Genomic DNA, 12,693 nt, shown 5'->3' on the forward strand with positions numbered 1-12,693 from the left:
TTACCGAGGTTGATATGCAATACATTAAGATCCATACGCTGGACAATGTGGCCGTCGCGTTAGTGGACCTGGCGGAGGGCACGGTAGTGACCGTTGACGGTAACGCGTTTACTCTGCCTCAGGCGGTGGGGCGGGGTCATAAGTTCGCCATCCGCGCCATTGCTCAGGGAGAGAATGTCATTAAGTACGGCTTGCCGATTGGCCATGCGCTGATGGCTATTCAGCCTGGCGAATATATTCACTCACACAATGCACGCACCAATCTGAGCGATCTGGATGAGTATAGCTATCAACCTGATTTTCATGATGCGCAAACCCAGCCGGCAGATCGCGAAGTGCAGATCTTCCGGCGCGCTAACGGCGATGTCGGGATCCGCAATGAGCTGTGGATCCTGCCGACGGTAGGTTGTGTGAACGGCATTGCCCGCCAGATCCAGCAGCGTTTTTTAAAGCTCAACCACGACGCGACGGACATTGACGGGGTGCATCTGTTCAGCCACCCGTTTGGCTGCTCGCAACTGGGCGATGACCATCTCAACACCCGCACTATGCTGCAAAATATGGTGCGCCACCCCAATGCCGGCGCGGTGCTGGTTATTGGGCTGGGGTGTGAAAACAATCAGGTAAATGCGTTTCGCGACACTCTCGGCGAGTACGACGACAGCCGGGTGAGTTTTATGATCTGCCAACAGCAGGATGACGAAGTGGAAGCCGGCGTGGAGGCGCTACAGCGGCTTTATGACGCGATGCGCGGCGATCGGCGCGAGGCGGGAAAACTGAGTGAGCTGAAGTTTGGCCTTGAGTGCGGCGGTTCGGATGGACTGTCCGGGATCACCGCTAACCCGATGCTGGGCTGTTTTTCCGACTATGTGGTGGCCCACGGCGGCACCACGGTGCTGACTGAAGTCCCGGAAATGTTCGGCGCAGAGCGCATTCTGATGAGCCACTGCCACGACGAAACGGTATTCGACAAGACCGTGGCGATGGTGAATGACTTTAAGCAGTACTTTATCGCCCATCAACAGCCCATTTATGAAAACCCGTCCCCCGGGAATAAAGCCGGCGGTATCACCACCCTTGAGGAGAAATCCCTCGGCTGCACCCAGAAGGCCGGCCAGAGCCAGGTGATGGATGTTTTGCACTACGGCGAGCGCCTGAAAACACCGGGCCTTAATCTGTTGAGCGCGCCGGGTAATGATGCCGTCGCCACCAGCGCGCTGGCTGGCGCCGGCTGCCATATGGTACTGTTCAGTACCGGGCGCGGCACGCCTTACGGCGGCTTTGTGCCGACGGTGAAAATCGCCACCAATAGCGAGCTGGCCGCGAAGAAGCCACACTGGATCGATTTCGACGCGGGTCAGTTGTTGCATGGCACCGCGATGCCGCAACTGCTGGAACAGTTCATTGATGCCGTGGCGGCGATCGCCAGCGGCAGGCAAACCTGTAATGAACGCAACGATTTCCGCGAGCTGGCTATCTTCAAAAGCGGCGTCACGCTGTAGTCTGAACGTGGGTTGCACAAACGGCGTATCGGTGTTCACCGGCGCCGTTTTTTACTTTTAGCATCGGTAGATCAAGGATCGACATGGATATTGACTGGCTGGCCCAGGGGGTCGGCGTTGTGGCATTTCTCATCGGGATTACCACGTTTTTTAACCGCGATGAGAGGCGCTTCCGGCTACAGCTGTCGGTCTACAGCGCAGTAATTGGCGGGCATTTTTTCCTGATGGGGGCGATACCGGCGGGTATGAGCGCCGAGCTTAACGCGCTGCGTACCGTGATTTCCATGCGCACCCGCAGCCTGTGGGTGATGGCGGTCTTTATTGTCCTGACGCTGGGACTGGGGCTGGCGAAACTACAGCATGGGATGGAATTACTGCCGATAGCGGGCACCGTAGCCAGTACCTGGGCGCTGTTTCGCACCCGCGGACTGACGACGCGCTGTGTGATGTGGTGTTCCACCGCCTGCTGGATGAGCCATAACCTGTGGCTGGGATCGATCGGCGGGACCATGATTGAAGGGAGTTTTCTGGTGATCAACGGCATGAACATCATTCGTTTCTGGCGTATGCAGAAGCGCGGTATCGATCCGTTCCGGGTGGAGAAGGAAGCGTAGCTCCCCACCCGCAGGCGGGGAGCCGGAACATCAGTTGCGCAGCGCGTTGCTGGCCAGACGCGCGTCTTCCGCCTGGCAGACCGCCGCGGTGAACAGGACGTCAGTCGAGGAGTTGAGGGCGGTTTCACAGGAGTCCTGCAGGACGCCGATGATAAAGCCCACCGCCACCACCTGCATGGCGATTTCATTCGGAATACCGAACATACCGCAGGCCAGCGGAATCAGCAGCAAAGAGCCACCCGCCACGCCGGATGCCCCACAGGCGCACAGCGATGCCACGACGCTCAGCAACAGCGCGGTCGGCAGGTCCACCGGAACCCCCAGGGTATGGACTGCCGCCAGCGCCAGCACCGTAATGGTGATCGCCGCGCCGGCCATGTTGATAGTAGCGCCCAGCGGAATCGATACTGAATAGGTATCACGGTCCAGGTTGAGCTTTTCGCACATGTTCATATTAACCGGGATGTTAGCGGCGGAGCTGCGGGTAAAGAAGGCGGTCACACCGCTTTCGCGCAGGCAGGCAAACACCAGCGGGTACGGGTTGCGGCGAATTTTAACGTAAACCAGCAGCGGGTTGATGACCAGCGCCACCACCAGCATACAGCCGACCAGTACCATCAACAGTTGCGCATAGCTCCACAGCGTGCTGAAGCCGGTTTCCGCCAGCGTGGAGGCGACCAGGCCAAAGATACCTACCGGCGCGCAGCGAATCACCACTTTAACAATGAACGTGACGGCCAGTGAAACATCATTGATCAGGCTTTTGGTGGTTTCACTCCCGTGACGTAGCGCAAAGCCAAAGCCAATCGCCCAGACCAGAATACCGATATAGTTGGCGTTAAGCAGAGCGCCGATCGGGTTAGAAACCATGCTCATCAGCAGCCCTTTCATCACCTCCACGATGCCGGACGGCGGGGTGATGTCTGTCGCGCCGGTGGCCAGATGCAGCGTAGAGGGGAACAGGAAGCTGCCCACCACCGCAGTCAGCGCCGCGGCAAAGGTACCTATCAGATACAGCACCAGAATCGGGCGGATATTGGTTTTCTGCCCCTGGCGGTGATTGGCGATCGAAGCCATGACCAGCATTAGCACCAGTACCGGCGCGACGGCTTTTAAAGCGCCGACGAAGAGCGTACCCAGCAGGCCGGCAGCCAGCGCTGCGGGTTTGGAGACGGTGGCCAGAATGACCCCGAGCACCAGCCCTATCAAAATTTGTTTTACCAGACTGCCCCGGGCAAGGCGTTGAAAAAATCCCGCTGAACCTTGTGTTGTCATTCCATCTTTCCTGTGGTGTTGTGGTCCTGTCCCGTGAGCGTATTCTTTGTTACGTATACAACAGGATGTAAAAAAGTATGTTTGCCTGAATGAGTATAAAGAAAAGTCACGCGTCGAAAAGATGCAACCACTAAAAATTACGACATCTACCGCAGGATGTAACGGTTGTGGAACAATTTTGTGACATAAATGACACTAATTGTGAGTGAAAAATAATCAATTTTCATTATGTTCACTTAGTGAATATCTGATCCCCGATGTACAAGGAGAAACCAGGTGGCCATTACGACAATTGCAGTACTGTTGTTTGATGATTTCGAGACCCTGGATGCGATGGGGCCAGCGGAAGTGTTTGGTTGTGTGCCGGACTGTCGGCTGCGTTTTATTTCGCGCAGCGGCGGTGAAGTGATCAGCTCTCACGGCGTCACGGTGGTGACTGAGCCTGCTGGGGTGCCCCGCTTTGAAGCGCTGTTGATCCCCGGCGGTCAGGGCACCCGCCGTCTGTGCGCCGATAGCGAATATCTGGAATGGCTACAGCGTCAGGTCGGGCTGGCGCGGCTGTGTATGACGGTGTGTACCGGTTCAGCTCTGCTGGCCGCCACTCCGCTGCTGGACGGGCTGCGCGCCACCAGTAATAAGCGCGCTTTCGACTGGGTGACGTCGCTTAATGATCGGGTACTCTGGCAACCCCGCGCCCGCTGGGTGCGGGACGGTAAATTTTATACCTCCTCCGGGATCAGCTCCGGTATCGACATGGCCCTGCAGGCAGTGGCTGATTTTCGCGGGCGCGAACAGGCGCTGGAGATCGCTGAGCGTATGGAATACCTGTGGAATGACGATGCGCAGAACGATCCGTTTGCGCGCTGAGCCACCGCGCAGTCAGGCGGGAAAGCACAGCATCAGTAGCCACAGCGCCCACAGCGCCAGCGTTGCGCCCAGTGCCTGGCGCAGGAGACGTCGCGCGCCCTGCCAGCGCTGCGCCATGGTACGCGGCGCGGCGCCGGGTGTGGTTTTCCACAGCGCAGCCAGCGCCGCATCAAACGTCGACGCGTGGTCTGCGCGGAGTACCCGGAACAGCCGCTCATCCAGCCACAGCCGCCAGCAGAAGTAGTGCGCCAGTAAAATCAGCCCCAGCAGCAGGGCGCCGCCCGGGGATGGCGCCAGAACCACCTGCAGCAGCGGCGGCAGGGTTAGCGCGCTGAGATAGCGCCAGCTGGCCAGATGAATCGTCAGCACCCGCAGCGCGGCGGGCTGACTTAGCGGATCGTGGTGTTCTGGTTGTGCCATTGCTCAAGTACCTTCAGAAAATCTGCCGGCAGCACCACCTGCGGGCGGTGATGTCGCACCTGTTCGCAGGCGGCGGCCGGGGTGGCGGCGAGGCCGCGTTTCAGTAACCATGCCGCGGCGACCAGAGCGCTACGCGACAGCCCCAGCGCGCAGTGGATCAACAGCGCGCCGTGGCGCTGGTGGAGCGTATCGGCGAGGGTGACGGCGCTGTCGAGTTGCCGTACGTCCGGCGCCACCAAATCCAGCATCGGTACGCAGTGGTAATCTTTGCGACGCAGAAAGCGGCTGCGCGCCAGTTCGGCGCTGAGGTCCAGTACCGCCGGCTGGCTGACGGCGCCGAACGGATAACCGCCGATAGACAATCCGTGAGCCACGTCACTGACCGGTGCCAGACGGCGCATGAACCAGCGCGCGGAGAGCTTTGCCCCCGCCAGACAGGGCATTAGCAGCAGGCGGGCAGAGGGGGAAAGCTGGCCTGAGGGACGCTTTCTGAACACCGCAACCCCCAGCCCGGCATAAGCCAGCGCCACCAGCGCCAGAGCAATCGCCGGCCACCACAGCAGCCAGCAGGCGGGAAACCACAGGGCTATCAGCATACAGACCAGCGCCGCCGTCAGATAGCGCCGCGCCAGTCTGCGACCTCTGGCGTCAGGCGTCACCCGGCGCCAGCCGCCGTGAACCGGAATCGCATAGCTGACCAGCGCGCCGGCCAGCAGACCGGTGACCACGTCGATGGCGTGGTGTTGCCAGGTGGTTAACACCGAAACGGCGATCAGCGCAAACCAGCCGCTCATCACCGCTCGCCAGGCGGGGCGCAGGTGCGGCCAGAAACGCAGCCACAGCAGCCATGCCAGCATGATATGCAGCGACGGCGCCTGGTTGTAGGGTAGATCGAACATCTCCAGTTGCTGAAACAGCCAGCCGTACAGACCATCGCCGGGCGGGCGCACGAAGCTGAATTTCAGCGGGAACAGCAGAAAACCGGCGCAGGCCACCAGCGAGGCGGCAATCAGCCGCCAGGCGTGGCGGGTCTGTTCCCGGAAAGAGGTGCAAACAAACAGCGACAGGCCATACAGCAGGTCGATGCTCCAGTAGGGGACAATTGTCCAGGGCAGAAAAGGAATATGTTGCTCCCAGTCGAATACCACGCTGCCGATATTTTCCCGCCCGGCGGTGAACTGGTTAACCTGGCCATAAGTAATAAAAAACAGCGGCCCGAGCAGCGCCAGCCAGCCGACCCCGCGCCACCACAGAGCGCGGCGCGGTGCATGGGCAGGCAGTAGGCAATCACTCATGGTGGCGTCTCACCGCCAGCGACACGCTAAAAATGCCCCATTCATCAATCAGTTGCTGGCATTTTTCGAAGCCGGCCTCCTCGACCAGGGCATCCATCTCGCCCTGGGAGCGAATACGCATCACCCAGGGAATACCGTCCCGGTGGCTGGTCAGCGTGTGGGCGATAATCTCCAGTTGGGGATGCCAGGGCTGCCCGGTATAGATCAGCAGCCCGCCGGGCGGGATCGCGACGGCCAGTCCGGCCAGCGATGCCCGGATGGGCTGGTTGTCGTTGAACAACTCATACAGGCCGGAGACGATGCCCAGCGTTGGCGCCGGGTCCAGCGCCGCCAGTTGCGGGTAGTTAAAAGCGTCGCCTTTTTCAAAGCGCGCCAGCTGCGCCATGCCGCGTTCGGCGATCATCGCCTGCCCGGCCTCAATATTGCGTTCGCTGTAGTCGCGCAGCAGGATCGACTCGACGCCGTTCAGCCCGGCCAGGGCATCCAGCACGTAGCGCCCGTGGCCGGCGGCGATATCCACCACCCGCACCGGTAGCTGTTTTTCCTGCAACTGCTTCACGGCGTGGGCGATAGTCTGCTGCAGATGGGTTTTGCGCACCCGAATCCCTTTCCAGCCGATGCTGTTCAGGTAGCCTCTGTCCACCACGCGCCCGAAAATGCCGCTGCCCTGCGGCTGGTTCCGGTAGACGTAATCGAGCGTACTGCCGGAATCAAACCCACTCTCCAGGCCGAGGCGCAGGCCGCTGGAGGCGCGGCCCAGGGTGTTGAGGCCGAGCGTCAGCGCCGAATAGTACAGCCCTTTGGGGGTGAAGCGCCCCGGCGGCACCTGGAGCAGGCGCCAGGCGTCGGCGCTCGGGCTCCAGCGATCTTCCTGTTGGTAATCATGGGCTTGCCGGGGTAGGGTATATAGCCGTTCAATAAAATCACGCATCCGGGTAAAGGCCTGCTGGCGATCTTTTTCGCCCAGCGTGTCATGGTAGAAGCCTTCCAGCAGATGCACTTCTTTGACCGGGCTGCGCAGGCCCTGGTAGAAGCGCAACTGCGGCGCCCGGTGTACTACAAAATCATCGCCGGAAATCAGCAACTGGGTCGGCAGAGTAATCGCGGCGGCGTCATCCACCACCCGTCGGGCGGTCTGATACAGCTCCAGCAGGATATTCACCGCAATAGCCCGGGTAATCAGCGGATCGCTGTTGAAGCTGGCCACCCGCTGTGGGTCATGGGTGAGGTATTTGCCTTTCACATACGAGTTAACGAAAAACAGCCCGCGAAACTGTTTCATCAGCGCCAGACCGGGGCGGGCAAAAGGCACATACAGCTTCACTTTAAAGGCCGGGGAGGCGAGGATCATGCCGCGGATTTTTGGCGCATAGTCGTGGGCCCAGGCGGCGACCAGCACCGCGCCGACGCTCTGGCCGATGACCAATACCTCGCTCAGCGGCAACTGGCTGTGGGCGGCGGCGAAACGAACGAATTCGTCCACATCCTGCACTGAACGGGCGACGGAAGGGCTGTGACCGCGCTCGCCCGGCGAGTGGCCGTGGCCGCGGGCGTCCCAGGCGTAGAAGGCGCTGTCCGTCAGACCCAACTCATCGACAATATGCTGCAGACGCCCGGAGTGCTCATGGCCGCGGTGAAACATGACCACCACCCGCCGCGGAGTCTCCTGAAGCGCCGGCCAGTGGCGGTAAAATAGCGCGACGCCGTCGCTGGTGGTAAACGTCTGTTGTTCGCAGGTGCGACTTTCCATGTTCATGATGATTTCTCTTCGTGAGGATGTTTCCCGGGCTCCCCGGGGTCGGTATTCAGGGCGCGGCGGCAGCGGTTGACGCAGGTCCAGGCGCAGAGCAGCGCCGCCAGGGCAAACAGCCATGGCGACCAGCTCAGGGTTGATGGCCACAGGCCGATGCACAGACCGTAGGCGCCGAACAGCAGCGCACGATCGCTTTTGCCCAGCGGACCGCCGTAGCCACGCGGCGCGCCAAGGGTTTGTACCAGTACACCGCAGAATTCCGTGAGCACGGCCAGCAGCACGGCGATTACCACCAGCGCCGGCTGGGCGCCGGGCAGCAGGGCGAAAGGCAGATACAGCGCGGCATCGGATATCACATCGCCGGCTTCATTGAGTAACGCGCCGCGTTTTGATTGCTGGTGAAACTCCCGCGCCAGCATACCGTCGATGGCGTTGAGCGCCATACGTATAAACAGCCACAGCGGCAGGATCATAAACAGCGCCGGCCGGGGGAACAGGCAGAGCAACAGACCCGTCAGCAACGAGGCGGCCAGCGCGGCCACGGTGACCTGGTTGGCGGTGATCCCCCGGCGGTGCAGATAGATTAAGCAGGGACGCAGCAACTGCTGAAAGCGCGGTTTAATGTCATAGAGGGTCATCCCTGTCTCCTGACGGTATGTACTGCGGGCCGCGACGAAACGCCGCGGCTCTGCGGGAACCAACGGCGGGCATCCGGCCCGCGGTGAATGACATGCGTTCTATCTAACCACTAAATGGGGCAAAGCGACATGACTGATGCTGAAAAATCAGACTATCTTCGCCCCGGTGGCTGGGATTAGCGGGCGTTTATCCGGTCATTGCGCTTATTCACCCAGACATTGATCATCAGCGTCAGGGTCAGAATACCGGCGACCACGCCAAGGGAGATGGCGATCGGGATATGGTAGATGTCGACGATCAGCATTTTCACGCCGATAAACACCAGAATGACCGACAGCCCGTATTTGAGCATCGAGAAACGCTCCGCCACGCCGGACAGCAGGAAGTACATGGCGCGCAGGCCGAGGATGGCGAACAGGTTGGAAGTTAGCACGATAAACGGATCGGTCGTGACAGCGAAGATAGCCGGGATACTGTCTACGGCGAAAATCACGTCGCTCAGTTCGACCAGAATCAGTACCAGCAGCAGCGGCGTGGCGAACAGTAAACCGTTTTTGCGCACAAAGAAGCGCTCATTTTCAATCTTATCGGTCATGCGCAGGTGGCCGCGCAGCCAGCGCACCAGCGGTTTGTCGCCGATACCGGTTGTGCTGTCCTCTTTGGCCAACGCCATTTTAACGCCGGTAAACAGCAGGAAGGCGCCGAAGATATACAGCAGCCATTCAAACTGCGAAATCAGCCAACTGCCGGTGAAGATCATGAGGGTGCGCAGAACGATCGCCCCCAGTACCCCGTAGATCAGTACCCGGCGCTGTAACGCGGGAGGAACGGCAAAGTAACCGAACAGCATCAGCCAGACGAAGACGTTGTCCACCGCCAGCGCTTTTTCGATGATGTAACCGGTGAGGAATGCCAGCGCCTGGGCGTTGGCCACCTCGCGCCCGGCGGTGCCGGACAGATACCACCACAGCGTGGCGGCAAAAAGCAAAGACAGAGAGACCCAGACAATCGACCAGGTCGCGGCCTGTTTCATGGTCATGGTGTGAGCGCCGCGGCGCCCCTGCAACAACAGGTCGACCGCCAGCATGGCGATAACGACGACGGCGAAGATGCCCCACAACAGTGGAGAGCCGACACTATGCATATGAGAGTTTCCTTCAGGTCAAAACAAAAACGGCCAACGTCGGAAGACGCCAGCCGCTTTGCTTTACGCTGCATAGACCTCGCCTTCCGGCAAGGTCTCACTTACAACGTAGAATGGAAACCATTCGACACTGCCCGGCGACCGGAAGCTTACGCTTCGTCATGACGATCCACCGGCAATGAAGTTACTCCCCTTTGCATTTAACAAAATATTACAGGTCATTCACCTGGTCAATGGCTTCTCCGCAGACTTTTACACAGCTTTACGCCGTGGCCCCGCTACTGATATCGATATCGTCCGCCGGGAAGGTTACGCCGGTTTGCGCGCGAATCTCAGTGAGCAGTTTCGCGGTACTGCGGCTCACCGCCAGCCCCGGATGATTCACTTCCCCTTCCTCTACCAGTCGGGCGAAGGTTTCCGCTTCATACAACATGGTGTTGATGTGCTGCGGTTGGGTCAGATCCTGGGCTTTGCCGCCGCGCGGTACAAAGGACAGGCGCTGGCATTCGGAGATTTTCTCAATCACCAGCGAACCGGCTTCCCCCTGAATTTCGCTGGGCAGCACCGAATCGCTGACCTTTGAGTGCTGGAGGGTGACATCGAAATCGCCATAGTTCATCACCACAGTACCGTGCGCGTCGACGCCGCTGTCCAGCAGGCTGGCGCTGGCGCTGACCGAATACGGCTCGCCCCATAGCGCCATAGCGCTGGCCAGGCAGTAGAAGCCAATATCCATGATCGAACCATTAGAGAAGGCCGGATTGAAGGTATTGGGATTCTCTCCGTCGAGATAGCGCTGGTAACGTGATGAGTACTGGCAGTAGTTGAGCAGCACTTTGCGCAGTTTACCCACTTTCGGCAGCGCCTGTTGTAGGGCGATAAAGTTGGGCAGGCTGGCGGTTTTAAAGGCTTCAAATAACACCACGCCGTTTTCCCGGGCGCAGGCGATAGCGGCCTCCACTTCGCGCAGGTTCGAAGCCAGCGGCTTTTCGCAGATAACATGCTTACGGTGGCTGAGAAACAGGCGGGTTTGCGGAAAGTGCAGCGCGTTAGGGCTGGCGATATAGACTGCGTCTATTTCCTCACTGCGGGCCATCTCGTCAAGGGAGGTAAACAGATGGTCGACCGGATAATCGCTGGCGAAAGCCTGAGCCTGTTCAGGGCTGCGTGAATAGACGGCGGTGAGCTTATATTTGCCGCTTTCGTGGGCGGCATCGACGAACTGGCGAGTGATCCAGTTGGTCCCAACAACAGCGAAACGTATCATATACGGGTGCGTTCTCCAGGTTGGTCATTCCTGTCAGATTAGCACGCCGCGGCGCAAAAACCCGTGTTCTGCGCCGCAGAACGCAGGCCCGGGGCGCGGAAAAAGAGATGCCGCTATCGTGTGAGGCTGCTTTCGTCCCTGTCGCGGCGAATCACAGAGCAGACGACGAGGGGCTGACTATGGGGTTGCTGAGCGCGCTAAATGGGTCAGCCATAGCCGGGTGTCGAATTCCAGTTGGTGGTACTGCGGCTCCATATGGCAGCACAACTGGTAGAACGCTTTGTTGTGGTCTTTTTCTTTCAGGTGCGCCAGTTCATGTACCACGATCATGCGCAGAAAGGCTTCGGGGGCGTCGCGAAACACAGTGGCGATACGAATCTCGGCTTTGGCTTTCAGTTTGCTGCCCTGGACGCGAGATACCGCAGTGTGCAGCCCGAGGGCGTGCTTCATCACATGAATTTTACTGTCGAAAGCCACTTTATTGACCGGCGGCGCGCTGCGCAGAAACTGATTTTTCAGTTGCAGCGTATACTGCCACAGGGCCTTATCGCTGGTAACGACGTGGCGATCCGGGTAGCGCTGTTTCAGCACTGCGCCGAGGCGATTTGCGGCGATCAGCGCTTCAACCTGGGCGAGCAGCGACGCCGGGTAACCCTGCAGGTAGGTGAGTGTGGTCATGGTTCCGTCCCGTTTCTCCGGCCGCTGAAGATAACAAAGAAAAGGTTTACTCTGTGCGGTAATTAGGGGATAACACGCGCGGATTTTACCATTGTGGAGGGCTGATGAGCCAGGTCGAGTTAAACGAACGTCTTTTCACGCTGGAGCGTTTCCCGCCACAGGGGGACGCGACCCCGCTGCAGGCGTGGGAAGCGGCGGATGAATATCTGCTGCAGCAGCATGAGGCGCCATCCGGCCCGACAATTATTTTTAATGATGCCTTCGGCGCACTGGCCTGTGCGCTGGCGGAACGCGGCCCTGTGAGCATCAGCGATTCATTTATCGCCCGCCAGGCGCTGGAACACAATCTGCGTCTGAACGGCATTGACCAAAACCAGGTCACTTTTCTGGATAGCCTGGCGCCGCTGCCCGCCGCGCCGGCGCTGGCGCTGATCAAAATCCCCAAACAGCTGGCGCTGCTGGAACATCAGCTACGCGCGCTGCGCCAGGTGGCGACGCCGCAGACCCGCATTATCGCTGGCGCAAAGGCCCGGGATGTTCATAACTCGACTCTGGCGCTGTTTGAAAAGATCCTCGGGCCGACCACAACCACTCTGGCCTGGAAGAAAGCGCGCCTGATTCACTGCACTTTCACGGCGCCAGGGCTGGCGGAAATGTCGCCCACCGCCGACTGGAAACTGGACGGAACGCCGTGGCTGATACACAACCATGCCAACGTCTTTTCCCGCAGCGCTCTGGATATCGGCGCGCGGTTCTTTCTTCAGCATCTGCCGCAGGGCATGGAGGGGGAGATGGTCGATCTCGGCTGTGGTAATGGGGTGATCGGCATGACGCTGCTGGCCGATAATCCGCAGGCGCGGGTGTTGTTCACCGATGAGTCTTATATGGCGCTGGCCTCCAGCCGCCTGAATGTTGAGCGCAATCTGGAACCGGCGCTGGAGCGCTGTGAGTTCCGGGTCAATAACGGCCTGTCTGGCATCGAGGCCAATCGTTTTGCCGCTGTGCTGTGTAATCCCCCTTTCCACCAGCAACATGCTATCACCGACCATATCGCCTGGCAGATGTTTAACGATGCGCGGCGCTGCCTGCAATACGGCGGCGAACTGCGAATTGTCGGCAACCGCCATCTCGACTATCACCGCAAGCTGAAGAAAATCTTCGGTAACTGTACGCTGGTGGCCTCGAACAATAAATTTGTCGTGCTGCGGGCGGTGAAACAGCGTCAAGGTCATCACTAAG

12 protein-coding genes are annotated in these 12,693 nt (G+C 59.6%); 4 read left to right on the forward strand and 8 right to left on the reverse strand.

The window, feature by feature from the left end; translation table 11 throughout:
- Positions 1–14: 14 nt before the first annotated feature.
- Positions 15–1,502 (forward strand): UxaA family hydrolase, encoded by a 1,488-nt coding sequence (locus tag AQ981_RS06270; RefSeq protein WP_058910901.1) that lies wholly within the window; start codon positions 15–17, stop codon positions 1,500–1,502.
- Between the two features lie 83 nt (positions 1,503–1,585).
- On the forward strand, positions 1,586–2,116 hold the full coding sequence (locus AQ981_RS06275; RefSeq protein WP_058910902.1) for a YgjV family protein: 531 nt from the start codon (positions 1,586–1,588) through the stop codon (positions 2,114–2,116).
- Positions 2,117–2,146: 30 nt separating this feature from the next.
- Here AQ981_RS06275 and sstT read toward each other — a convergent pair whose 3' ends face one another.
- Positions 2,147–3,391, reverse strand: a complete 1,245-nt coding sequence (gene sstT / locus AQ981_RS06280; protein ID WP_058910903.1) for a serine/threonine transporter SstT — start codon at positions 3,389–3,391, stop codon at positions 2,147–2,149.
- Between the two features lie 276 nt (positions 3,392–3,667).
- Here sstT and AQ981_RS06285 point away from each other — a divergent pair, with 276 nt between their 5' ends.
- A complete protein-coding gene (locus tag AQ981_RS06285; RefSeq protein WP_249226273.1) occupies positions 3,668–4,258 on the forward strand; it encodes a DJ-1/PfpI family protein in 591 nt (196 codons plus the stop codon).
- 12 nt (positions 4,259–4,270) lie between these two features.
- Here the strand turns inward: AQ981_RS06285 and AQ981_RS06290 are convergent, their stop codons facing one another.
- From AQ981_RS06290 to AQ981_RS06320, 7 genes are all read right to left on the reverse strand, one after another.
- A complete protein-coding gene (locus tag AQ981_RS06290; protein WP_058910904.1) occupies positions 4,271–4,678 on the reverse strand; it encodes a hypothetical protein in 408 nt (135 codons plus the stop codon).
- Positions 4,648–5,973 carry a phosphatase PAP2/dual specificity phosphatase family protein gene (locus tag AQ981_RS06295; protein WP_058910905.1) on the reverse strand — a complete coding sequence of 442 codons (1,326 nt, stop codon included), beginning with the start codon at positions 5,971–5,973 and terminating at the stop codon, positions 4,648–4,650. Before AQ981_RS06295 ends, AQ981_RS06290 begins: the two co-directional genes overlap by 31 nt.
- Positions 5,966–7,729 carry a bifunctional alpha/beta hydrolase/class I SAM-dependent methyltransferase gene (locus tag AQ981_RS06300; RefSeq protein WP_058910906.1) on the reverse strand — a complete coding sequence of 588 codons (1,764 nt, stop codon included), beginning with the start codon at positions 7,727–7,729 and terminating at the stop codon, positions 5,966–5,968. Before AQ981_RS06300 ends, AQ981_RS06295 begins: the two co-directional genes overlap by 8 nt.
- Complete coding sequence (locus AQ981_RS06305) at positions 7,726–8,364, reverse strand: CDP-alcohol phosphatidyltransferase family protein (protein WP_058910907.1); 639 nt, start codon at positions 8,362–8,364, stop codon at positions 7,726–7,728. The genes AQ981_RS06300 and AQ981_RS06305 overlap by 4 nt, the downstream gene beginning before the upstream one ends.
- A gap of 176 nt (positions 8,365–8,540) precedes the next feature.
- Positions 8,541–9,509 carry a TerC family protein gene (locus AQ981_RS06310; RefSeq protein WP_058910908.1) on the reverse strand — a complete coding sequence of 323 codons (969 nt, stop codon included), beginning with the start codon at positions 9,507–9,509 and terminating at the stop codon, positions 8,541–8,543.
- A 262-nt stretch (positions 9,510–9,771) separates the two neighbouring features.
- Positions 9,772–10,776, reverse strand: a complete 1,005-nt coding sequence (locus AQ981_RS06315) for a Gfo/Idh/MocA family protein (RefSeq protein ID WP_058910909.1) — start codon at positions 10,774–10,776, stop codon at positions 9,772–9,774.
- A gap of 177 nt (positions 10,777–10,953) precedes the next feature.
- Positions 10,954–11,454 carry a M48 metallopeptidase family protein gene (locus AQ981_RS06320; RefSeq protein ID WP_058910910.1) on the reverse strand — a complete coding sequence of 167 codons (501 nt, stop codon included), beginning with the start codon at positions 11,452–11,454 and terminating at the stop codon, positions 10,954–10,956.
- Between the two features lie 104 nt (positions 11,455–11,558).
- Between AQ981_RS06320 and rlmG the strand changes: the two genes are divergently transcribed.
- Positions 11,559–12,692, forward strand: a complete 1,134-nt coding sequence (gene rlmG / locus AQ981_RS06325; RefSeq protein ID WP_058910911.1) for a 23S rRNA (guanine(1835)-N(2))-methyltransferase RlmG — start codon at positions 11,559–11,561, stop codon at positions 12,690–12,692.
- Position 12,693 lies beyond the last annotated feature (1 nt).

Source organism: Entomohabitans teleogrylli (genome assembly GCF_001484765.1).
GTDB classification, from domain to species: Bacteria; Pseudomonadota; Gammaproteobacteria; order Enterobacterales; family Enterobacteriaceae; genus Entomohabitans; species Entomohabitans teleogrylli.

Bases quoted from the DNA above. Each gene is read 5' to 3' on its own strand.
- AQ981_RS06270 (WP_058910901.1), top strand. From the start codon at position 15: ATGCAATACATTAAGATCCATACGCTGGACAATGTGGCCGTCGCGTTA.
- AQ981_RS06275 (WP_058910902.1), top strand. From the start codon at position 1,586: ATGGATATTGACTGGCTGGCCCAGGGGGTCGGCGTTGTGGCATTTCTC.
- sstT (WP_058910903.1), bottom strand. From the start codon at position 3,391: ATGACAACACAAGGTTCAGCGGGATTTTTTCAACGCCTTGCCCGGGGC.
- AQ981_RS06290 (WP_058910904.1), bottom strand. From the start codon at position 4,678: ATGGCACAACCAGAACACCACGATCCGCTAAGTCAGCCCGCCGCGCTG.
- AQ981_RS06295 (WP_058910905.1), bottom strand. From the start codon at position 5,973: ATGAGTGATTGCCTACTGCCTGCCCATGCACCGCGCCGCGCTCTGTGG.
- AQ981_RS06300 (WP_058910906.1), bottom strand. From the start codon at position 7,729: ATGAACATGGAAAGTCGCACCTGCGAACAACAGACGTTTACCACCAGC.
- AQ981_RS06305 (WP_058910907.1), bottom strand. From the start codon at position 8,364: ATGACCCTCTATGACATTAAACCGCGCTTTCAGCAGTTGCTGCGTCCC.
- AQ981_RS06310 (WP_058910908.1), bottom strand. From the start codon at position 9,509: ATGCATAGTGTCGGCTCTCCACTGTTGTGGGGCATCTTCGCCGTCGTC.
- AQ981_RS06315 (WP_058910909.1), bottom strand. From the start codon at position 10,776: ATGATACGTTTCGCTGTTGTTGGGACCAACTGGATCACTCGCCAGTTC.
- AQ981_RS06320 (WP_058910910.1), bottom strand. From the start codon at position 11,454: ATGACCACACTCACCTACCTGCAGGGTTACCCGGCGTCGCTGCTCGCC.
- rlmG (WP_058910911.1), top strand. From the start codon at position 11,559: ATGAGCCAGGTCGAGTTAAACGAACGTCTTTTCACGCTGGAGCGTTTC.